Origin of the sequence: Streptomyces sp. NPDC087859 (genome assembly GCF_044742595.1) — a bacterium.
GTDB lineage: Bacteria > Actinomycetota > Actinomycetes > Streptomycetales > Streptomycetaceae > Streptomyces > Streptomyces canus_F.
On sequence record NZ_JBIUUU010000009.1, the window covers coordinates 50,009 to 72,221 of the forward strand.

Sequence of the window (22,213 nt, forward strand, 5' to 3'; positions counted from 1 at the left end):
CGGCGACGACTCTGGAGATTTGTCGACACCTGGCGGGTGATTTCGGCCTCCGTGGTGAAGGTCGGCTCTTCGGACGCGTATTTTTGTCGGCTGGGGGTCTGGGGGTTATCCCCCAGGACGGCGCAGCGTCGCCAACACGCGTCTGTAGGAGCAGCCTTGGCACGGAAGATCGGCAGCCGGTACACCGCCAACCAGATCCTGGGGCGGGGCAGTGCCGGCACGGTGTGGCTGGGTGAGGGGCCCGAGGGGCCCGTCGCCGTCAAGCTGCTGCGCGAGGACCTCGCGTCCGACCAGGAGCTCGTCGGGCGGTTCGTGCAGGAGCGCACGGCACTGCTCGGGCTCGAGCACCCCAACATCGTCTCGGTCCGCGACCTCGTGGTGGACGGCAACGACCTCGCGCTCGTCATGGACCTCGTCCGCGGCACCGACCTGCGCACCCGGCTCGACCGGGACAAGCGGCTGGCGCCCGAGGCGGCGGTGGCGATCGTCGCGGACATCGCGGACGGGCTGGCGGCGGCCCACGCGGCGGGCGTCGTGCACCGGGACGTCAAGCCGGAGAACGTACTCCTCGACATGCAGGGCCCCCTGGGGCCCGGCGGCTCGCACCGGGCGCTGCTGACGGACTTCGGGGTCGCCAAGCTCATCGACACCCCGCGCCGCACCCGCGCCACGAAGATCATCGGTACGCCGGACTATCTGGCGCCGGAGATCGTGGAGGGACTGCCGCCGCGCGCGGCCGTGGACATCTACGCGCTGGCGACGGTGCTGTACGAACTGCTGGCGGGCTTCACGCCCTTCGGCGGCGGACACCCGGGCGCGGTGCTGCGCCGCCATGTGACCGAGACCGTGGCGCCGCTCCCCGGCATCCCCGACGAGCTGTGGCAGCTGCTCGTGCAGTGCCTCGCCAAGGCGCCGGCCTCCAGGCTGCGCGCCTCCGAACTGGGGGCGCGGCTGCGGGAGCTGCTGCCGTTGCTCGTCGGCATGCCGCCGCTGGACGTGGACGAGCCGGACGCGGAGGACGACGAGGAGGAGCCCTACGAGGCGCCCTCGGAGCAGCCCGCGTCCTCGGCGCCGGTACGGCGCGGCGCGGTGCCGTTGGTGCCGGGGGCGAAGCCGGCCGACTCCAACCGGGACACCCATACGTCGATGAGGGTGCCGGCCCCGGACGAACTGGCGGGAGGCGCGCGGGGGACGGCACGGGTGCCGCGGGCTGCGGGGGCCCCTCGGCCCGGTTCCGCGCGCAACCGGGCCGCGACCCGTCGGCGCCGGGTCGTGGTGAGCGTCGCCGCGGTGGTGCTCGTGGCCGCGGCCGGGGTGGGCACATGGGCGGCCACCTCGGGGGACGACGCGGGAACTCCCCAGGACACGAAGAACTCGGCACCGGCGTCTCCGTGACGGCGGGTGGGGGTGCGCGCCGGATTTCCCGCCCCGATACCGCTCGGCGCTGGTCGGTTGCCACAGCCGTTAGGCTGGAGGCGTGGCAGTCGTCGATGTATCCGAAGAGCTCAAGTCCCTCTCCTCGACCATGGAGTCGATCGAGGCCGTTCTGGACCTCGACAAGCTGAGGGCAGACATCGCCGTGCTCGAGGAGCAGGCGGCCGCGCCGTCCCTGTGGGACAACCCGGACGAGGCGCAGAAGATCACCAGCAAGCTGAGCCACCTGCAGGCCGAGGTCAGGAAGGCCGAGGCGCTGCGCGGGCGGATCGACGATCTCTCCGTGCTCTTCGAGATGGCCGAGGAGGAGGACGACCCGGACACGCTCGCGGAGGCCGAGTCCGAGCTCGTCTCCGTCAAGAAGGCGCTGGACGAGATGGAGGTCCGGACGCTGCTGAGCGGTGAGTACGACGCCCGCGAGGCGCTCGTCAACATCCGCGCCGAGGCCGGTGGCGTCGACGCCGCCGACTTCGCCGAGCAACTCCAGCGCATGTATCTGCGCTGGGCCGAGCGCCACGGCTACAAGACCGAGGTCTACGAGACGTCGTACGCCGAAGAGGCCGGCATCAAGTCGACCACCTTCGCCGTACAGGTGCCGTACGCCTACGGCACGCTCTCCGTCGAGCAGGGCACCCACCGGCTCGTCCGGATCTCGCCCTTCGACAACCAGGGGCGCCGCCAGACCTCCTTCGCGGGTGTGGAGATCCTTCCCGTCGTGGAGCAGACCGACCACGTCGAGATCGACGAGTCGGATCTGCGCGTCGACGTCTACCGCTCCTCGGGCCCCGGCGGCCAGGGCGTGAACACGACGGACTCCGCGGTCCGGCTCACCCACCTCCCCACCGGCATCGTGGTCTCCTGCCAGAACGAGCGCTCGCAGATCCAGAACAAGGCCACGGCCATGAACGTCCTGCAGGCCAAGCTCCTCGAGCGGCAGCGCCAGGAGGAGCGGGCGAAGATGGACGCCCTCAAGGACGGCGGCAGCTCCTGGGGCAACCAGATGCGTTCGTACGTCCTGCACCCGTACCAGATGGTCAAGGACCTGCGCACCGAATTCGAGGTCGGAAACCCGCAGGCCGTGCTCGACGGCGAGATCGACGGTTTCCTCGAAGCGGGAATTCGCTGGCGCAAGCAGCAGGAGAAGTAAGTTTGTCGACAAGGCAACTACTGCCCCCGTGGCGGTAGTTGCCTTTTCTGTGCCCGGATGTCTGGGTTTTACATCACACTCACAGGCTCCATCCCCCGGCAAAGAACCCTTACCCGGACATCGCGTACGCAACGGCCTTGACGTTGCTTTGAAAAATGGGAAGGGTTACGCGCGGCATGCGTATCTCTGGGGCGCATGTGAACCGGGGGACCCGAGCGCAGCCGCCCCCGTCGATCACGGCCCCCGAGCGCCGCCTCACTGACGATGAGCTACTGGGGGTAGCAACCTTATGACCAAGAAGACGCGCATCCGGATCGCGCGCATAGCCGCCGGTGCCGTGATCGCGGCCGGCGCTTCCCTGACCGCCGCGGGTGCCGCCTCCGCGGCCGAGACGGACGACTGCCTGCTCGGCATCCTGTGCGGCGAGGAATCGCCGACCCCGGATCCGACGCCGACGGACACGGTCCCCACCGACCTCCCGACGGACCTCCCCACGGACGAGCCGCCGATCACCGAGGAGCCCACCGACGAGCCCACCGAGCCGACGGAGGAGCCCACCGAGGAGCCCACCGAGGACCCGACGGACGAGCCCACCGCTGACCCGACCGACGACGGCAACAACGGCGGCGGCAACGGCAACGGGGGCGGCAACAACGCCGACCCCGACGGCGGCTCCGACACCTCCGCCCAGCAGCAGGGCTCCTCGTCCCTGACCGACACCGGCTCGGACACCTCCACCGACACGTCGGCCCAGGGCGGCGGCGCCGAGCTCGCCGAGACCGGCGCGGGCGACAAGACCACGTTCCTGGTCATCGGTGCCGCGACGATGATCGCCGGCGGTATCGGCTTCCGTATCCTGCCGCGCCTCGTGGGCGGCCGCGGCGGTGCCGCCGCCTGACGGTGACCCCGCGCACACGACAGGTGTGCAAGGCGTACGACGAGGGGCCCGGAGCGAGTGATCGCTCCGGGCCCCTCCGGCGTTCCCTACGGGCGCCTACGCGGTCTGGTGGGCCAGCAGGGCCAAGGCCGCGATCAGCACCGCGAGCAGAGCGATCAGCGTCATGGGGTTGAGCTGGCCGAACAGATTGTCCTGGGTGAGCCGCTCACGGTTCGCGCGGCAGACGGGGCAGCGGCCCTCATTCACGGGCGCGGCGCAGTTCGCGCACACCAGCCGGTCGTACGTCATGCGCTCGCCCTCCTAGTGCCGGTTCCTACTACAGAACGCTCTCGGGGTCCGGAACGTTCCCCCTCCACTGTGCCAGGTTCCTCCGGAAACGGCTCGAGCGCTCTCGGAGTGACCCCCTGAGCAGGTACACAAAAGGCACAACCAGCACGCAACCGCGACCGGCGCCTGCGCCCGCACACCCCGGTCGCGTATGGTCACGCTCATCTACCCCCGGCTAACCGTGGTGCATCCGTGATCCGATTCGACAACGTCTCCAAGGTCTACCCCAAGCAGACCCGCCCCGCACTCAGGGATGTGTCCCTGGAAGTGGAGAAGGGCGAGTTCGTCTTCCTCGTGGGGTCCTCCGGCTCCGGAAAGTCCACCTTCCTGCGGCTGGTGCTCCGCGAGGAGCGGACCAGCCACGGCCAGGTGCACGTCCTGGGCAAGGATCTCGCACGCCTCTCCAACTGGAAGGTGCCGCAGATGCGCCGCCAGCTGGGGACGGTGTTCCAGGACTTCCGGCTCCTGCCGAACAAGACGGTCGCGGAGAACGTGGCCTTCGCGCAGGAGGTCATCGGCAAGTCGCGCGGCGAGATCCGCAAGTCCGTGCCGCAGGTGCTCGACCTCGTCGGGCTCGGCGGCAAGGAGGACCGGATGCCGGGCGAGCTGTCCGGTGGTGAGCAGCAGCGCGTGGCCATCGCGCGGGCCTTCGTCAACCGGCCCAAGCTGCTGATCGCCGACGAGCCCACCGGCAACCTCGACCCGCAGACCTCCGTCGGCATCATGAAGCTCCTCGACCGGATCAACCGGACGGGCACCACCGTGCTGATGGCGACGCACGACCAGAACATCGTGGACCAGATGCGCAAGCGCGTCATCGAGCTGGAGCAGGGCCGCCTCGTCCGCGACCAGGCGCGCGGCGTCTACGGCTACCAGCACTGACCGCACAGTCCACGGAAAGGCCCAACCAGACGCCATGCGCGCCCAGTTCGTACTGTCCGAGATCGGTGTCGGTCTCCGTCGCAATCTGACGATGACCTTCGCCGTCGTCGTCTCCGTCGCCCTGTCACTCGCCCTGTTCGGCGGGTCGCTCCTCATGAGCGACCAGGTCAACACCATGAAGGGCTACTGGTACGACAAGGTCAACGTCTCGGTCTTCCTCTGCAACAAGAGCGACGCCGAGTCCGACCCCAACTGCGCCAAGGGCGCGGTGACCGACGACCAGAAGAAGGAGATCCTCGGCGACCTGGACAAGATGCCGGTCGTCGAGAAGGTCACCTACGAGTCCCAGGACGCGGCGTACAAGCACTACAAGGAGCAGTTCGGCGACTCCCCGCTGGCCGCCTCCCTCACGCCGGACCAGATGCAGGAGTCGTACCGCATCAAGCTGAAGGACCCGGAGAAGTACCAGGTCGTCGCGACCGCCTTCGACGGCCGCGACGGCGTGCAGTCCGTCCAGGACCAGAAGGGCATCCTGGACAACCTCTTCGGCCTCCTCAACGGCATGAACTGGGCCGCGCGCGCGGTCATGGCTCTGATGCTGGTCGTCGCCCTGATGCTGATCGTCAACACGGTGCGCGTCTCCGCGTTCAGCCGACGGCGCGAGACCGGCATCATGCGCCTGGTCGGCGCCTCGGGCTTCTACATCCAGGCCCCCTTCATCATGGAGGCCGCGGTCGCCGGGCTCATCGGAGGCACGGTCGCCTGCGGATTCCTGGTGGTCGCCCGGTACTTCATCATCGACCACGGCTTGGCCCTGTCCGAGAAGCTCAACCTGATCAACTTCATCGGCTGGGACGCCGTACTGACCAAACTCCCGCTCATCCTGGCGACAAGCCTGCTGATGCCGGCCCTGGCGGCGTTCTTCGCGCTGCGCAAGTACCTGAAGGTGTGACTCATGCCAAGAGGGCCGTACGGGCAACCGCCCGTGCGGCCCTTCGCGTTGTCCTAGACTCACCCGCATGTCAGGCCGAGACCTGTTCTGTCAGCCCCGTCGCATCGGCCGCGGGGCGGCCCTGACGTTGGTGTTCGCGAGTGTGCTGGTGGCGGGGGCCGCGACCGGGTCGTTGCCCGAGGCCGACCGGAAAGGTACCCAGGACAGGGCGGGTTCGGCCGTGCCGGCCGAGCGGCAGGAGAATGTCGCCGAGGCCGCCGCCGAGGCCATGGCCGCGGGGAAGTCGCCCGTGGAGGCGGCCGAGCGGGCCGTCAGCCGTAGTGGGGACCGGTGGGGTGCCGTCTACTCGCCGGGGGAGTACGAGGAGTTCGAAGAGGCCCTCGACGGGCGGTACACCGGCGTCGGGCTGTGGGCGCGGCGGGAGCGGGGCGGGCGTATCGAGGTGACCAAGGTGCGGGCCGGGTCGCCCGCGGCCGTCGCCGGGATCCGGGCCGGGGACCAGTTGCGCAGTGTCGACGGGCGGAAGGTCGACGGGCGGCCCGTCACCGAGGTGATCTCCTTACTGCGCGGTGACGCCACCGACGCGGCGGCCGGTACGGCGGTCACGCTCGGGCTGGAGCGGGGCACGCGCGCGTGGGACGAGACGGTGCGACGGGCCCGGCTGTCCACGGACTCGGTCACCGTCCGGCAGCTCGCGGGCGGGATCACCGTCATCAAGATCGACTCGTTCACCAAGGGCTCGGGCGACGCCGTCCGCACCGCCGTACGACAGGCCCCCGCCGCCTCCGGCGTCATCCTCGACCTGCGCGGCAACTCCGGCGGCCTGGTCACCGAGGCCGTCACCGCCGCCTCCGCCTTCCTCGACGGCGGTCTCGTCGCCACCTACGACGTCGACGGCGCCCAGCAGGCCCTGCACGCCGACCTCGGCGGCGACACCACCAGACCCCTGGTCGCGCTCGTCGACGGCGGCACGATGAGCGCGGCCGAGCTGCTCACGGGTGCGTTGCAGGACCGGGGGCGCGCGGTGGTCGTGGGGTCCCGCACCTTCGGGAAGGGCTCGGTGCAGATGCCCAGCCGGCTCCCCGACGGGTCAGTGGCCGAGCTGACCGTGGGGCACTACCGGACGCCGTCCGGACGCGGTGTCGACGGCGCGGGCATCACCCCCGACCTGGACGCCGACCAGCAGATGATCGAGCGCGCGGAGACGGTCCTGAGCGGACTGGGCCCCCCGTCGTAAACGACTTCCCGTACACCCCCTCCGTAGTGCGAAAATGGACGGCACTATGAGCAAGGGAATGTACGTACCGAAGGAGTCCCAGCCCAAGCAGGGCGGGACGGCCGCCAAGGGCCGGGACGGCGAGAAGGGCGGCAAGCGCAAGATCGTCGCCCAGAACAAGAAGGCCCGCCACGACTACGCGATCATCGACACCTACGAGGCCGGCATCGTGCTGACCGGCACGGAGGTCAAGTCGCTGCGCGAAGGACGGACCTCGCTGACCGACGGCTTCGTCCAGATCGACCAGGGGGAGGCGTGGCTGCACAACGCCCACATCCCCGAGTATCACCAGGGCACCTGGACCAACCACTCCGTGCGCCGCAAGCGCAAGTTGCTCCTGCACCGCGAGGAGATCGACAAGCTGGAGTCGAAGGCCCAGGAGACGGGTCACACGATCGTGCCCCTCGCCCTGTACTTCAAGGACGGCCGGGCCAAGGCCGAGATCGCCCTCGCGCGAGGAAAGAAGGAGTACGACAAGCGGCAGACCCTGCGTGAGCAGCAGGACCGGCGGGAGTCGGACCGGGCGATCGCGGCGGCGAAGCGGAGGCAGCGGGGCCAGTAGGAATAGGCTGGCACCCCGGTGCGTTGGTCACGTACGATGGGTCCTGCACCTCAGCGAAGGTGCGCCCCCCTCTCCGGAGGGATTGAAAAAACAACATGGGGATGATCGGTTTCGACAGCGGATGTCGAAGCAGGGGAAGCGTGTCGAGGAAGCGGCAATGATCTCGTAAACCATATGTCGCAACCAATAATCGCCACTAACAAGAGCGATTCCCGCGCCTTCGCCCTCGCTGCCTAATAAGCAGTGAGCGGAGGCCCATAACGGGTGTCAGCCCGGGAGTGTTCCCGACCCGGATCCTGGCATAATTTAGGGAACTAAACCATCGAGCCCGGTCACGGGGTTCGATGGGAAATCAAACAGTGACTGGGCCCGTCGGCGACTTGTTCGCGTGATTGCCGGGGCCGAGAAAATCACAGCGAACTGCACACGGAGAAGCCCTGATTCTGCACCGTTGGACGCGGGTTCGATTCCCGCCATCTCCACCATTTCCCATGTGGGCGAGGCCCCGTAGCTTTCGAGCGGCGGGGCCTTTGCCATGCCGCCATGACCCACGGACATGCCTTGACCGACGAAACCGAACCCCGGCAGCTACTGCTGCGCGCCGACGCGGATCTGCCGTGGGACGACCTGCCCGCCGACCTCACCGACCGGCTGCGCGCGTGGATCCTGGCCCGCCCTCCCGGCGGCTTCACCGACCGCCCGGCTCTGCGCAGGCACGTCAAGCAGGGGTTGGAGGTGGCCCGGGCGCTGGCGAACCGGCTCGGTCCCGCATGGGTGGTGCGGTACCGGGACGAGCGACACCGCACCGACAAGACCGTGTGCTGGGGGTGCGGGCAGCTGTACTGGTCCCTCGACGCGCACGGTACGCCTCCGCACCCGCTGCACCTTGTCGTCGAGTGCGAATACAAGTGGCACCCGCTGCGCGCCGAGGGCTTCGGCGACTTCGCCCCCGACGACCCCGCCGCCGCCCTCGATCTCTCCGACGGGCTGGTGGACGACCTGAACCGGTGGGCGCGGGACATCACCGCCGCCATGGACACCTGGCTGACGGACCGGGACGACGCCGCGCTCACCGCGGCCCACGACCGACTGCGGGACGTGGGCCGGGAGTTGACCGAGCGGGTCGCCCGTGAGCTGGGTCCGGGGCGGACGGTGACCTACGGAGGGGTCTGGTAGCCCCACGGTCGGCCCGCCCGTTGTGGTGCGCCACCCCATATCGAGGGTTCGTTCACGCTTCTACGGTCCCTCCCCATGACACAGACCAGAGCCGCGACCCTGCTCACCGTCCTGACGGCCCTCCTCGCCGTCCTCCTGACCCCGACGCCCGCCTCCGCCGCCTCCGTCCAGGAGGTCACCGGGTTCGGGACCAACCCCGGCGCGCTGCGGATGTTCCGGTACGTCCCCGACGGGCTGCCCGCCGGGCGGCCGGTCGTCGTCGCGCTGCACGGGTGCACCCAGAACGCCGCCGGATACGGCACCGGCAGCGGGTGGACGCAGCTCGCCGACCGGTGGGGCTTCTCCGTGGTGCTGCCGCAGCAGCAGTCCGCCAACAACGCCTCGCTCTGCTTCGACTGGTTCCAGAGCGGCGACATGGCACGCGGCCAGGGCGAGGCCGCGTCCGTCGCGCAGATGGTGGAGCGGCAGGTCGGCGATGTCTCCGGGGGGCCGGTGTACGTCACCGGGCTGTCCGCCGGGGGCGGGCTCGCCGCCGTGATGATGGCCGCGTATCCCGAGAAATTCGCGGCGGGCGGGATCGTCGCCGGGCTGCCGTACGGGTGTGCGCAGGCCGCCGGGTCGCCGTATGTGTGCATGTACGTCGGGGCCACGCAGACGCCGGACCAGTGGGGCGACCGGGTGCGGGCCGCGCGGCCCGGGTATGCCGGGCCCTGGCCGAGGCTGGTCGCGTTCCAGGGGACCGCCGACTACACCGTGAAGCCCGTGAACATGAGCGACCTCGTGGAGCAGTGGACCGATGTGCAGGGCGGCGACCAGGTCGCGGACGTGAGTGACACCGTCGCCGGGTATCCGCATCGGACGTACACGAACGCGGGCGGCACCACCGTCGTGGAGACGTACAGCGTCACCGGCATGGGGCACGGGCAGCCCGTCGACCCCGGCAGCGGGAGCGCGCAGTGCGGGACCGCGGGGGCGTACATCCTCGATGTGAACCTGTGTGCCGCGTACCGGATGGGTGCGGTGTGGGGGCTGAACGGCTGAGAGGCGTTCTGGTGAGGAGCGCCGGGATCCGGAATGCTCGGCCGGCATGAACCCCCACAGAGGCAAATGGACTTGGGCCGTCACCGTGGCGCTCGTCGCCGCCGTCCTCGGCCCCGGCGCGCAGGCCGGAGCGGACTCGGACCGCTCCGGCCTTCCCGAGGCCATCGACACCGTCCTGGGCGACGCCCGTATGGAGGGCGGGGTGGCGAGTGTCGTCGTCGCCGATGCCGCGAGCGGTGAGCTGCTGTACCAGCATCTGCCGAGCACCCGACTGATGCCCGCCTCCAACACCAAGCTGTCCACCTCGGCCGCCGCGATGGAGATCCTCGGCCCCGGATACCGGTTCACCACGGACGTACTGGCGAACGGGCGACGGTCCGGCTCCGTGCTCCGCGGCGACCTCTACCTCCGCGGCACCGGCGATCCGACCCTGCTCGCCGCCGACTACGACAGGCTCGCCGCCCAGGTCGCCGCGTCCGGTGTCACCCGCGTCGACGGGCGGCTGATCGCCGACGACACCCGGTTCGACGCGCAGCGGCTCGGGCGCGACTGGGCCTGGGACGACGAGTCGTACTACTACGCGGCGCAGATCAGTGCGCTGAGCGTGGCCCCGGACACCGACTACGACACCGGGACCGTGATCGTGACGGTTGTCCCGGGGGCGGCGGCGGGGGACGAGCCGGTCGTCACCGTCACACCCGACACCGACTACGTCGACATCGAGGTGCGGGCCACGACCGTCGCCGCCGGTGGTGCGAACGCCCTCGCCGTCGAGCGGGAGCACGGTACGAACGACATCGTCGTCAGCGGCACGACACCCGTGGGCGGCGCAGGTGCCAAGGAGTGGATGACCGTCTGGGAGCCCACCGGATACGCGGCCGACGTCTTCCGGGACGCGCTCGCCGACCACGGGGTCAAGGTCACCGGACCGAACCGGCTCGGACGTCAGACGCCGGCCGGAGCGCGGCCGTTGGCGTCGCACGACTCCATGGCGCTCAAGGACCTGCTCGTCCCGTTCATGAAGCTGTCCAACAACATGCACGCCGAGATCCTCACCAAGGCCATGGGCTACGAGGTGTCGAAGCAGGGCAGTTGGAGCGCCGGGCTCGCCGCGATCGCCGGATATCTCAAGGGCATCGGCGTCGACACCGCCAAGGTGCGGCAGGTCGACGGCTCGGGGCTGTCGCGGATGGACAACTTCCCCGCCGGACAGCTCGCCAAGCTGCTGCTCGCCGTACGCGCCGAGCCCTGGTACGCGGACTGGAAGCGTTCGCTGCCGGTCGCCTGCGACCCTGACCGGTTCGTCGGCGGCACGCTGCGGACGCGGATGTGCGGGACGGCCGCCGCGCTCAACGCACGGGCGAAGACCGGGTCGTTGACGGGCGCGTCGGCGCTCTCCGGGTATGTCACGGACGCCGGTGGACGTGAGCTGGTCTTCAGCATCGTCCTCAACAACTATCTGGCGTCCTCCGTGAAGCCGCTGGAGGACGCCATCGTGGTCACGCTCGCGAAGTCGACGGAGGAGGCCGCCACGCTGGTCGAACCGAGGACAGCACGTGGCGGCGACCTCGAGTGCGCGTGGCGCAAGCCCGTCCTCTGCTGAGGTGGAGGGCCTGCGCCACGCGGTCTCAGTCCACGCTGAACGTCGCCAGGCGCAGGCCCGCTCCCTTCAGCACCAGGTAGACGTCGGTACGGCCCTTCGCCGCGCGCGAGAGGTCGGCGGTCACCGTCTCGTAGGCGTACGGCGACGAGGTGCCGCCGAAGGCCGCCGTACCGGCGAGGGTGCCGGTCGGGGAGCCCAGCCGGACCTCGACCGTGCCGGACGCGCCGGCCACGCGAGCCGTGAACGTCGAGGCGCCGGAGCCGAGTCGGGCGTCGCCGTACTTCAGCCACGCCCGGTCGGCGGCGACCCCCACCGCCGTGCCGCGCTCCTTCGACTCGTCGACGAGACGCGTGCCGTCGTAGTCGTCGAAGTTCTCGGCGCGGGTCGTGCGGGAGAGGTCGCGGGCCGGGATCGTCTCGCCGGACACCTGCCAGGTCGCGCGGGTGCGGATGTCGGCGGAGGAGGAGCCGACGAGGACGTCGTAGGTGCCCTGTTCCACGACCCACTTGGAGCGCGTGACGTCCCAGTGCGCGAGGTCCTTCTTCGTCAGCCTCAGCTCGACCGTCTTCGTCTCGCCCGGTTTCAGCGTCACCCGCTGGAAGGCCTCCAGCTGCTTCAGAGGCTGCTTGTCGCGGGAGACGCGCTGGTGGGCGTAGAGCTGGACGACCTCGTCGCCGGTGCGGCTACCGGTGTTGGTGACCTTCACCTCGTAGCCGTCGCCCGTCTTGTGAAGGCCGCCGTAGCGGAAGGACGTGTAGGAGAGCCCGTGGCCGAACGGATAGAGCGGGCTGCCCTTGAAGTACTGGTAGGTGCGGTCGGACTTGATGATGTCGTAGTCGAGGATCGACGGGAGGTCCGACTCCGAGCGGTACCAGGTCTGGGTGAGGCGGCCCGAGGGGTTGGCGTCGCCGTAGAGGAGGTCGGCCAGGGCGTTTCCGGTCTCCTGGCCCGCGTGGGAGGTCCACAGGAGGGCCGGGACCTCCTTCTGGAGGGCGCCGAGGGTGGTCGGGTAGCTGTTCTCGACGATCACCACGACCCGAGGATTGGCTGCCTTGACCGCCCTGACCAGGGCTTCCTGTGCCGGGGCCAGGCCCATGTCGGTGCGGTCGTGGGCCTCGCGGCCGTTGATCGACGGGTTGGAGCCGACCACGACCACCGCGTGGTCCCTGCCCTTGACCGCGGCCACGGCCTCGTCGACACCGCTGCGGACGACGTCCTTCGTGTAGTGCGCGGCGGCGTCCTTCGCGACCAGGCCGAGCGTGCCGTCCGCACCGGTCGGGCCGAGGTAGACGGGGTTGCCCCACCAGGGCTCCTCGGTCTCGTAGCCGGCGTACCGCAGGAGGTAGGTGCCGTCCGGCTGCTCCTCCAGCTTGAACTGCTGCTGGACGTACCAGCCGTTCGGCTGTACCTGGTCGTTGACGAAGTTCGCCCAGTTGTAGCCGACGTACTTGCCGTTGGCGGCGGAGCGCAGGGTGACGATGCCCGCGCCCCAGTCGAAGACGTCGAACTGGGCGCTCGCGTCCGAGGCGGACGTCTCCTTGAGCGGTTCGCCGTCCGCGTCCGTGCCCGCTGTGACGTAACGGCCCGTCTCCGCGTTCTTCAGCGCGATCCGGTCGACGCCCTCGTCGGTCGTGACGGCGGTGCCGAGCTTGGCCGCGATGCCGTCGGCCGGGGTGACGGCGTAGGGGAGCGTGCCCGAGTACCAGTCGGTGTAGAGGGTGTCGGCGAGCGGGCCGACGACGGCGACGTCCTTCGCCGACTTCTTCAGCGGCAGGGTGCCCGCCTGGTTCTTCAGCAGCACGGCACCTTCTGTGGCCGCCTTGCGCGCGAGCTTCTGATGGGCGGGGCTGTTGATGACGGACTTGTCGATCGCGCCGTACTTGCCGCCGCCCGGGTCGAACTCGCCGAGCCGGACGCGCACGGACAGGATGTGCCCGGCGGCCTCCTCGACGTCCGACTCCTTCAGCAGGCCCTGCTGCAAAGCGGATTTGATCGCTCCGGTCGTCACCGAGGAGTTCGCGTCGTTGTCGGTGAAGCTGTCGATGCCGGCCTTCATGGCCGCGGCGTCGCCCTCCGTCACGCTCGGGTAGTACTTCTGGTCGCCGGGGAGGTTGCCCGGGGCGAAGGCGTCGGTGACGTTCAGGAGGTCGTAGGAGGTCCACTTCCGCACGACGCCGTCCAGGTCCGGATTCACCGTCGCGGGGCGGCCGTTGACGAGGTTGTACGAGGACATGACCCCCGTCGCCGCGTTCGCCTCGATCGCCGGTTTGAAGGCCGCCTCGTCGTACTCCTTCGCGACGCGCGGGCGCAGGTCGGAGGAGGTGGTCGTGCGGTGCCACTCGTTGTTGTTGGCGAGGTAGTGCTTGAGGGTGGGCGCGGTCTTCAGGTGATCGGGGTCGCCGCCGGTCAGGCCCTCGCCGTACGCCGTCGACAGGGCGCCGGTCAGCTCGGGGTCCTCGCTGTAGCCCTCCTCGTTGCGGCCCCAGCGCGGGTCGCGGAGCGGGTTCACCACGGGCGCCCACAGGTTGAGGCCCCAGCCGGCCGGGCGTTCCTGCTGGAAGCCGCGTGCCTCGTCGCCGACCGCCGAGCCGACCTGTTCCATCAGGGCCGGGTCCCAGGCGGAGGCGAGCCCGATGGCCTGGGGGAAGACGGTGGTCTCGCCGAGCCAGGCGACGCCGTGCAGGGCCTCGGTGCCGGTGCGGAAGGACTGGATGCCGAGGCGGGGGACGGCGGGCTGGTACTGGTGGAGGAGGGAGATCTTCTCGTCGAGGGTGAGCCGGTCAAGGAGGTCGTCGACGCGCCGGTCCACGGTGAGCGAGGGGTCGCGGAAGGGATACGGGGTGTCGGCGTGGGAGGGAACAGCGGCGCCGAGCCCCGCGATCAGGGCCAGCGCCACCACGAGTGCGGATCTACGTCTCTTGCTGCCTTTCATGTAGCGGCTCCTTCGGTAGGGCCTTGCACGGACGGTCTGTCGTGGGGTTCAGGGCGCGTTCCTCGGCGCCGTGCTCGCGCGCTCCGTCATACGGGGCGGCAGCAGTGTGGCCTCGGGCACCGTCTTGTGGTCGAGCTTCTTCATCAGCAGCTCCACGGCCCGGGTGCCGACCTCGGCGGAGGGCAGGTCGACCGAGGTGACGGGGACGCGGAGGTTCCCGGCGAGTTCGTCGGGGCAGATGGCGGTGACGGAGAGATCGGCGGGGACGCGCAGGCCGAGCTGCTCGAAGGCGTCGACGAGGGGTTCGAGGATCGCCTCGTTGTGGACGACGACCCCGGTCAACGCGGGCTGCTCGCGCAGCAGTTGCTCGGCGACCTGGCGGGCGGCGGCGGGCGAGGCCTCGCACGGGTGGACCGAGGAGGCGAGCCGGCCCCGGTCCGCGGCGGCGGTGAAACCCTGGACCACACGCTGGGCGAACGCGGTCTGGCGGACGTACACCTCGGGCGGCGACCCGACCAGCGCGACCACCCGGTGCCCGAGCCGCGCCAGATGCTCCACGCACGCCTCGCCGGCCGCCTTGAAGTCGAGGTCGATACAGGTCAGACCGTCCGCCTCGGCCGGGAACCCGATCATCACGGACGGCCGCTCCAGCGAGCGCAGCAACGGCAGCCGGGGGTCGTCGAGCTGGACGTCCATGACGATCATCGCGTCCACCAGTGCCGTGTCGGCGACCCGGCGCAGCCCGTCCTCGCCCTCCTCCTGCGTCAGCAGCAGCACGTCATGGTCGTGGCGCCGTGCCGTCGTCACCACCGACACCGCGAACTGCATCACCACCGGGACGTGGATCCCGGTGCGTAAGGGCACCACCAGTGCCAGCACGTTCGATCTGCTGCTGGCCAGTGCCCGGGCGCCCGCGTGCGGCCGGTAGCCCAGTTCGCGGATGGACGCCTCGACGCGCTGCCGGGTCTCCTCGGAGATCGGGCGTTTGCCGCTGAGCGCGTAGGAGACGGTGCTGGGGGAGACTCCGGCGTGCCGGGCCACATCAGTGATCTTCACCATCAGCCCAGCTCCACCGTGAGAAACCCGGTCCCGGCCTGGGCCCGTCCGTCCCGCTCCCCGGCCGCCAGCGCCCACGGCGCCGAAGGGTCACTGCACGAGGCCCGCAGCGTGTCCCCTTCGCGTACGACGGTGTAGGCCACGTCCCCGATCCGTACCGTCACCTGGGCGCCCCGCTCCAGGCCGTAGGCCCGCAGGGTCACCCCGTCGGTGTGGTCGTAGTCGGGCCGGTCGGCCACCGCGCCGACCGGGATCACCGCCCCTGGCCGCACGAGCAGCGGCACGCTGAGGAAGCCGTGCTGCTCGCGGACCCAGCGTGGGCCGGTGACCGTCCGCCCGCTGACGAAGTGGGTCCAGGTGCCTTCGGGGACGTAGTACGCGACGTCGTCGGAGTCGCTGAACACCGGCGCCACCAGCAGATCGGGACCGAGCATGTACTGCCGCTCCAGATGCGCGCACCCGGGGTCGTCCGGGAACTCCAGCACCATCGCCCGCATGACCGGCACGCCCTCGGTGTGGGCGGTGCGGGCGGCCTCGTACAGATACGGCATGAGCTGGAGCTTGAGCCGGGTGAAGTGCCGCAGCACGTCGACCGACTCCTCGTCGAAGAGCCACGGGACGCGGTACGACGAGCTGCCGTGCAGCCGGCTGTGGGAGGACAGCAGCCCGAAGGCCAGCCACCGCTTGAACAGCGACGGCGTCGGGGTGCCCTCGAAGCCGCCGATGTCATGGCTCCAGAACCCGAACCCCGACAGGCCCAGTGAGAGTCCGCCGCGCAGGGACTCCGCCATCGACTCGTACGTGGCCTCGCAGTCGCCGCCCCAGTGGACGGGGAACTGCTGGCTGCCCGCCGTCGCCGACCGGGCGAAGACGACCGCCTCCTCCTCGCCGCGGTGCTCGCGCAGCACGTCGAAGACGGTGCGGTTGTAGAGGTAGGTGTAGTAGTTGTGCATCCGCTCCGGGTCCGAGCCGTCCGACCAGGTCACGTCGAGGGGCACCCGCTCGCCGAAGTCGGTCTTGAAGCAGTCGACGCCCTGCGCGAGCAGCCCCACCAGTTTGGACGCGTACCACTCGCGCGCCGCCGGGCTGGTGAAGTCCACGATCGCCATCCCCGGCTGCCAGAGGTCCCACTGCCAGACCCTGCCGTCCGGCCGCCTCAGCAGATGCCCGAGCGCCTTGCCCTCCGCGAAGAGGGGAGAGCGCTGGGCGATGTACGGGTTGATCCAGACACAGACCCGCAGCCCCCGCTCCTTGAGCCGCTTGAGCATGCCCTCGGGGTCCGGGAACACCCGTGGGTCCCACGCGAAGTCGCACCAGTTGTGCTCGCGCATCCAGAAGCAGTCGAAGTGGAAGACGGACAGCGGGAGTTCACGTTCCCGCATGCCCTCGATGAAGGAGGTCACCGTCTCCTCGTCGTAGGAGGTGGTGAAGGAGGTCGAGAGCCACAGGCCGAAGGACCAGACGGGCGGGAGGGCCGGGCGGCCGGTCAGGGCCGTGTACTTGCGGAGGATGTCCTTCGGGGTGGGGCCGTAGATGACGTAGTACGTCAGCTCCTGGGTCTCCGCGCTGAACTGGACCCTGGAGACCGCCTCCGAGGCGACCTCGAAGGAGACCTTGCCCGGGTGGTCGACGAAGACGCCGTAACCCGCGTCGGTCAGGTAGAACGGGACGTTCTTGTAGGCCTGTTCGGTGGTCGTGCCGCCGTCGGCGTTCCAGATGTCGACGACCTGGCCGTTCTTGACCAGCGGGCCGAATCTCTCGCCGAGGCCGTAGACGCTGGTGCCGACCGTGAGGTTGAGCTGCTCGCGCAGATAGTGGCCGCCGGCCGCGTCCCGCATGATGCCCATGCTCTTGTGGCCGCTGCTGGTCAGGACGCGGCCGTGGGCGCGGAAGTCGAGGTGCCAGGGGCCGTCGGTGGCGAAGCGGACCGAGAGGTCGCCGGAGGTCAGGGTCGCGTGGTCGTCGTCGTAGGAGATCTGTGCGGCGGGGTGGTCCGTGCGGAGCTCGAACGCGGGGCCGGTGGGCTGCTCGCCCTCGAAGTGGGTGAAGGTGACGCCTACGACGTCCGGCATCGGCGTGTGGGCGTTGATGGTCATGACCGGTCCCGTCATCAGGTCGCCGCGGCTGAGGATGGGCCGGGAGGGTGCGTGGATCTCCAGACCGGACTCGGTGGGGGTGACGTCGAGGACCTGGGCGGGGTGGTCCGCCGTGACGCCTTCGCGCAGCAGCCAGTAGCCGTCGGTGAACTTCATGTGGGGGGTCCTTATTTGACGGCACCCACGGCGATGCCGCGGGTGAGGGTCCGCTGGAACAGAAGGAAGAAGACGATGGCCGGGAGGACGCCCAGAAGAGCTGCCGCGTTGGTCATGGTGGCGTCCATGAGGCGCTGGCCCTGGAGGACGCCGAGGGCCACCGACACCGTCTGGTTGTCGTTGGAGATCAGCATGACCAGGGGGAGCAGGAACTCGTTCCAGGTCCAGATGAAGAAGAAGACCAGCAGCACACCGATGGTGGGGCGGCTCACCGGGACGACGATCCGCCACAGGATCTGCCACTTGTCGGCGCCGTCGATCTTCGCGGCCTCGATGATCTCGCGGGGGAACTGGCCGAGGACGGCGGAGAGGAGATAGGTGCCGAACGCCGCCTGGATCACCGTGAACACGATGATCACGCTGAGCCTGGTGTCGTAGAGCCCGGCTTCCTTGCTCAGGTAGTAGATCGGGTAGACCAGCGCCTCCTGCGGCAGCATGTTCGCCAGGACGAAGAAGGCCAGCACCCAGGTGCGGCCCTTGATGCGGCCGATGCCGATCGCGTACGCGTTGAGGACGGACAGGATCACCGCGAGGACGGCGACTCCGCCGCTGATCAGCAGGGAGTTGAAGAGCTTCTGGCTGTAGTCGACGCGCTCCCAGAAGTCCTTCAGACCGTCCAGGTAGAGGCCGTCGGGGAGGCTCAGGGGGCCGTTCTGGGAGTACTCGGCGGGGGACTTGACCGCGTTGACCGCGACGATCAGGAAGGGCACGACCATGAAGAGGGCCGCGACGCACAGGGCGACGAGGACGGGGTATCGGCGTAGGGCGGTGCTCATGCTGTCCCCTCCGCGCGGGTCTGGAGCTTCAGGCCGATCAGGGAGAGGGCCAGGATGATCACCGTGAGGACGGTGGAGATGGCGGCGCCGTAGCCGACCTGCGTCTTCTCGAAGAACGTGGTGAAGGAGAAGTAGGACGGGACGTTCGTGGCGCCGCCCGGGCCGCCTTTCGTCAGGACGTACACCGCTCCGAAGACCTTCAGCGCGGCGATCGTGCACCAGGTCAGGACGACGTAGATCTCCGGGCGGATCTGCGGCAGCGTGATGTGCCAGAACCGGCGCCACCAGCCGGCGCCGTCCAGCTCGGCCGCCTCGTGCAGCTGCGGGTCCACGCGTTGCAGGCCCGCCATGAAGATGACCAGCGGGAAGCCGAGCTGGACCCAGACCATCACGCCCATCACGCTGTAGAGGGCGATGTCGGGGTCGCCGAGCCAGTCCTGCTGCCAGCTCGACAGCCCTACGGCCTTGAGGAGTTCGTTGAGGGAGCCGTCGGTGGGAGCCAGGATCCAGCTCCAGACGATGCCCGCGACCGCGATCGGCAGCACCTGGGGGAGGTAGAAGCAGGCGCGCAGTACCGCGACGATCCTCGATCCGAAGTGCTTGCCGATGTAGTCGAACAGCGCGGCGGCCAGGACCAGTCCGACCGCGGTCGGTACGGCCGCCATGGCGACGACCATGAACAGGCTGTGCCGGAACGACTCCCAGAACTCCGAGTCGTCCATCAGCTCGCGGTAGTTGGCGAGCCCGGTCCAGCTGGGGGAGCCCACGCCCTGCCAGTCGGTGAAGCTGACGCCCGTGTTCATCAGGAACGGGACGACGATGACGGCGAGGAAGGCGAGGACGCCGGGGAGGAGGAACAGGGCGTAGGAGTCGCGGGGGCGGCGAGGGTGACCGGCGTGGGTCTCTTCGCTGGTCACCCTCTTCTCGACGGTCACCGTCATTGCTTCGGCGCGCCCTTGTCGTACGCCTCCTGGAGGGCGTCCAGATAGCCGTCCGGCTGCTCGCTGCTCGTGATCAGCTTCTGGGTCTCGGAGACGAGGACGTCGTAGTAGCCGGGGACCGGCCAGTCGGGGTAGAAGGCCAGTCCGTCGCGCTCGGACAGGACGTTGAAGTTGTCGATGAGGGCCTTCGACTTCGCGTCGGTGATGGCGCTCGCGTCGGCCGCGACCGGGACACCGCCCTTGTTGCCGAGCAGGTTCTGGATCTTCTTCGACATGGTGATGTCGATGAAGTCGTAGGCCAGTTTCTTGTTCTTGGCGCCCTTGGGGACGACCCAGAGGTTGCCGCCGGAGCCGAGGGTGAGGTTCGAGTCGGGCCACAGGAAGGTGCCCCAGTCGAACTTCGCCTCGTCGACGAAGCGGCCGTACCACCAGCTGCCGGAGAACAGGATCGGCGACTTGCCCTGGATGAAGGAGACGCCCGCGTCCTCGGCCTTGGCGCTGCTGGAGGTCTTGGCGATGTAGCCCTTCTTCACCCAGTCCGCGAAGGTGTCGGCGGCGTGGCTCCAGGCGGTGTCGTGGAAGTCGGTCTTTCCCTTGTAGAGCTCGTACGAGTCGACCCAGGAGCGGTCGGCCTTCGACAGGGCGAGCTGGTAGAGGTACTGCTGGGCGATGTACTCGGCGCCGGCGTTGGCGAGCGGGGTGACCTTGTTCTGGACGAACGTGTCCATCGCGGCGGTCAGTTCGTCGAACGTCTTCGGTTCGGCGATGCCGTACTTCGCGAAGAGGTCCTTGTTGTAGAAGACCATCGTGTACTCGGCGTAGTTGGGGACGCCGTACCACTTGCCGGAGCCCATCACGCCGTTGGTGTCGTACACGCTGGTGGTGCGGACGCTCGCGCTGAGTTTCTTGTCCCAGCCGCGCGTGGTCGCCTCTTGGGTGAGATCGGTGAGGAGCCCCTGCTTGGACAGGAGGCCCGCCGTCGCGTTGCCCTTGTTGTACTCCATGACGTCGGGCGCGTCGGAGGAGTTGAGGACCATCGGGGCGGTCTTCTGGATCTGTTCGAAGCCCTTCGCCTCGAACTCCACTTTCACGCCCGGATGCTTGGCCTTGAACTCCTTGATCGCCTCGTCCCAGGCCTGTCCCATCGCGCTGTTGGGAGCCTCGTAGTGCCACAGTTTGAGCGTCTTGCCGTCCTCGGAGGACCCACTGTCCGAGTCTCCGCAGGAGGCCAGGAGCAGTGACCCTGTCAGGGCCACCGCCGTCGCCATCACACGCCTTCGTGCCGTCAACATCCCGTGCCTCCAGGGAAGTCGGAGCCGGATGGTTCTCGGTGCGACGTCACGCGGCGGGGATCGACAGGGGTCGTCGAATCGATTCGATGCGTGACGTCGAAGCGCTTCGACGGGCGAAGGTATGTGCGAGCTGTGGGGGCGTCAATGGGGTGCGCGCGAATTGGGGGTACGGGTTCGGGTGTTTCGCCCCCGCCGCCCTTACCCGTCCCGTCCCTGGGGGCTGCGCCCCCAGACCCCCGCTTCGGCCCCGAAGGGGCCTCGTCCTCAAACGCCGGACGGGCTGAAAGATGCGGACCGGCGTTCAGCGGCGTACCGCCCGCCCCAGCGTGATCAGCAGCGCCACCGTCGCCGCGGCCACCGGTACCCCGAATCCCGCCGTCGGCGATACGTGTTCGGCCGTCCAGCCGCCCATCGCACTGCCCCCGGCGATCCCGCCGAGCAGGCCGGTCACGGCGAGGGTCATGCCCTCGTTGAGGCGGCCCTCGGGGGTGTGTTCCTGGACGAGCGTCAGACCCGTGACCATCGTCGGCGCCGTCGCCATCCCGGCGACCAGCAGCGCGGCCGCGAGGGCGAGCAGGGACCCGGTCAGGGACGCGGCGAGCAGCGGCAGGGTCATCAGCGCGGTCATCGCGGCCACGCACCACGGGTAGCGCCGCTCGGCGGGACCGGACGGTTTCCACGCCCCGTACAGAAGCCCGGCCGCGCAGGAACCGGCCGCCTGGAGGGCCAGGACGACACCGGCCGCCGAGGGGTGCCCCCGGACGTCCGCGAACGCGAGGGTGACGACCTCCATGGACCCGAACACCGCGCCCATGGCGAGGCAGACGGCGAGGAGCGCGGGGATGCCGGGGGCGCGGAGCGGGGCCTTGGTCCTGCGGAGCGAGCCGGACACCGGCGGCTCCGTCGACCGCTGTGCCGCGAACACCAGGATCCCGGTCACCAGCAGGGCCACCCCGACGAGCGTCCCCGCCTCCGGGAAGAGCGAACCGCACAGCACCACCGCCAGCACCGGGCCCAGCATGAAGCACAGTTCGTCCGCGGCCTGTTCGAAGGAGTTCGCGGTGTGCAGGGCCGTGTCGTCGCCCTTGAGCAGATGGGCCCAGCGGGCCCGGGACATGCCGCCGGTGTTGGGGGTGGTGGCGGTGGCGGCGTACGCGGCGAACAGCGTCCAGTCGGGGGCGCCCCGGTGGACGCACAGCACCAGGGCGAGCGAACCCAGCGCCGCGAGCAGCGTGGCCGGTACGGCGACCCGGGCCTGTCCGTACCGGTCGACGAGCCGTGCCGTCCAGGGCGCGACCAGCGCGGTCGCCGCGAGGCCGGTCGCGGTGACGGCGCCGGCCAGGGCGTACGAGTCCCGCGCGGCGACGATCATGATGACCGCGCTCACGCTGAACATGCCCATGGGCAGGCGGGCGAGGAGGTTTCCGACGGTGAAGGCGCGGGTGCCGGGGTGGGTGAGGAGACGGCGGTAGGGGCCGGGTTCCCGGTGGCGGGTCCGGGGCGTGAAGTCGACGGCGACGAGCGTGTCCGCGGTCGTCGTGAACAGGGGTTGCGGCATGCGTCCACCGTCGCCCGGGAGTGATCAGGGGGTCCAACACCTGATCGG

The 22,213-nt window shown here is 69.6% G+C and carries 18 protein-coding genes and 1 other RNA gene; 11 read left to right on the forward strand and 8 right to left on the reverse strand.

Annotation, left to right across the window (positions count from 1 at the left end):
• Positions 1-156 precede the first annotated feature (156 nt).
• The 3 genes from ACIOHP_RS22630 (at position 157) to ACIOHP_RS22640 (ending at position 3,479) form a co-directional block, all read left to right on the forward strand.
• Positions 157-1,395, forward strand: coding sequence for a serine/threonine-protein kinase (locus ACIOHP_RS22630; protein WP_361539742.1), 1,239 nt, complete (start codon positions 157-159; stop codon positions 1,393-1,395).
• Positions 1,396-1,477: 82 nt separating this feature from the next.
• Complete coding sequence (gene prfB / locus ACIOHP_RS22635) at positions 1,478-2,581, forward strand: peptide chain release factor 2 (protein ID WP_361539739.1); 1,104 nt, start codon at positions 1,478-1,480, stop codon at positions 2,579-2,581.
• Between the two features lie 289 nt (positions 2,582-2,870).
• Complete coding sequence (locus ACIOHP_RS22640) at positions 2,871-3,479, forward strand: hypothetical protein (RefSeq protein WP_401890151.1); 609 nt, start codon at positions 2,871-2,873, stop codon at positions 3,477-3,479.
• A 96-nt stretch (positions 3,480-3,575) separates the two neighbouring features.
• Here the strand turns inward: ACIOHP_RS22640 and ACIOHP_RS22645 are convergent, their stop codons facing one another.
• A complete protein-coding gene (locus ACIOHP_RS22645; protein ID WP_307029951.1) occupies positions 3,576-3,767 on the reverse strand; it encodes a hypothetical protein in 192 nt (63 codons plus the stop codon).
• Between the two features lie 231 nt (positions 3,768-3,998).
• Here ACIOHP_RS22645 and ftsE point away from each other — a divergent pair, with 231 nt between their 5' ends.
• The 8 genes from ftsE (at position 3,999) to dacB (ending at position 11,298) form a co-directional block, all read left to right on the forward strand.
• The gene (gene ftsE, locus ACIOHP_RS22650) at positions 3,999-4,688 is read left to right on the forward strand and encodes a cell division ATP-binding protein FtsE (RefSeq protein WP_030780423.1); all 690 of its coding nucleotides are present in this window, start codon (positions 3,999-4,001) and stop codon (positions 4,686-4,688) included.
• Positions 4,689-4,722: 34 nt separating this feature from the next.
• Positions 4,723-5,640 carry a permease-like cell division protein FtsX gene (gene ftsX / locus ACIOHP_RS22655; protein WP_401890153.1) on the forward strand — a complete coding sequence of 306 codons (918 nt, stop codon included), beginning with the start codon at positions 4,723-4,725 and terminating at the stop codon, positions 5,638-5,640.
• A gap of 67 nt (positions 5,641-5,707) precedes the next feature.
• A complete protein-coding gene (locus ACIOHP_RS22660) occupies positions 5,708-6,877 on the forward strand; it encodes a S41 family peptidase (RefSeq protein ID WP_401890156.1) in 1,170 nt (389 codons plus the stop codon).
• 58 nt (positions 6,878-6,935) lie between these two features.
• On the forward strand, positions 6,936-7,478 hold the full coding sequence (smpB, locus tag ACIOHP_RS22665; RefSeq protein WP_307037410.1) for an SsrA-binding protein SmpB: 543 nt from the start codon (positions 6,936-6,938) through the stop codon (positions 7,476-7,478).
• A gap of 97 nt (positions 7,479-7,575) precedes the next feature.
• Positions 7,576-7,963, forward strand: a transfer-messenger RNA (tmRNA) gene (ssrA, locus tag ACIOHP_RS22670).
• A 76-nt stretch (positions 7,964-8,039) separates the two neighbouring features.
• Positions 8,040-8,654 carry a hypothetical protein gene (locus tag ACIOHP_RS22675; RefSeq protein WP_401890158.1) on the forward strand — a complete coding sequence of 205 codons (615 nt, stop codon included), beginning with the start codon at positions 8,040-8,042 and terminating at the stop codon, positions 8,652-8,654.
• 75 nt (positions 8,655-8,729) lie between these two features.
• Positions 8,730-9,695: an alpha/beta hydrolase family esterase gene (locus ACIOHP_RS22680; RefSeq protein ID WP_401890160.1), complete on the forward strand. Its 966-nt coding sequence runs from the start codon at positions 8,730-8,732 to the stop codon at positions 9,693-9,695.
• Between the two features lie 46 nt (positions 9,696-9,741).
• Entirely contained in the window at positions 9,742-11,298 is a 1,557-nt protein-coding gene (gene dacB, locus ACIOHP_RS22685; RefSeq protein ID WP_401890163.1) for a D-alanyl-D-alanine carboxypeptidase/D-alanyl-D-alanine-endopeptidase, read from the forward strand.
• 25 nt (positions 11,299-11,323) lie between these two features.
• Here the strand turns inward: dacB and ACIOHP_RS22690 are convergent, their stop codons facing one another.
• From ACIOHP_RS22690 to ACIOHP_RS22720, 7 genes are all read right to left on the reverse strand, one after another.
• On the reverse strand, positions 11,324-14,230 hold the full coding sequence (locus ACIOHP_RS22690; protein WP_401890165.1) for a glycoside hydrolase family 3 C-terminal domain-containing protein: 2,907 nt from the start codon (positions 14,228-14,230) through the stop codon (positions 11,324-11,326).
• A gap of 48 nt (positions 14,231-14,278) precedes the next feature.
• Positions 14,279-15,289 (reverse strand): LacI family DNA-binding transcriptional regulator, encoded by a 1,011-nt coding sequence (locus tag ACIOHP_RS22695; protein WP_361539714.1) that lies wholly within the window; start codon positions 15,287-15,289, stop codon positions 14,279-14,281.
• Positions 15,289-17,538, reverse strand: coding sequence for an alpha-xylosidase (gene yicI, locus ACIOHP_RS22700; protein ID WP_401890168.1), 2,250 nt, complete (start codon positions 17,536-17,538; stop codon positions 15,289-15,291). The genes ACIOHP_RS22695 and yicI overlap by 1 nt, the downstream gene beginning before the upstream one ends.
• Before the next feature lie 11 nt (positions 17,539-17,549).
• Positions 17,550-18,374, reverse strand: a complete 825-nt coding sequence (locus ACIOHP_RS22705) for a carbohydrate ABC transporter permease (RefSeq protein ID WP_361539711.1) — start codon at positions 18,372-18,374, stop codon at positions 17,550-17,552.
• The gene (locus tag ACIOHP_RS22710; RefSeq protein WP_401890171.1) at positions 18,371-19,315 is read right to left on the reverse strand and encodes a carbohydrate ABC transporter permease; all 945 of its coding nucleotides are present in this window, start codon (positions 19,313-19,315) and stop codon (positions 18,371-18,373) included. The genes ACIOHP_RS22705 and ACIOHP_RS22710 overlap by 4 nt, the downstream gene beginning before the upstream one ends.
• Positions 19,312-20,583 (reverse strand): extracellular solute-binding protein, encoded by a 1,272-nt coding sequence (locus ACIOHP_RS22715; RefSeq protein WP_361539705.1) that lies wholly within the window; start codon positions 20,581-20,583, stop codon positions 19,312-19,314. Before ACIOHP_RS22715 ends, ACIOHP_RS22710 begins: the two co-directional genes overlap by 4 nt.
• A 325-nt stretch (positions 20,584-20,908) precedes the next feature.
• Positions 20,909-22,165: an MFS transporter gene (locus ACIOHP_RS22720; RefSeq protein ID WP_401890174.1), complete on the reverse strand. Its 1,257-nt coding sequence runs from the start codon at positions 22,163-22,165 to the stop codon at positions 20,909-20,911.
• Positions 22,166-22,213 lie beyond the last annotated feature (48 nt).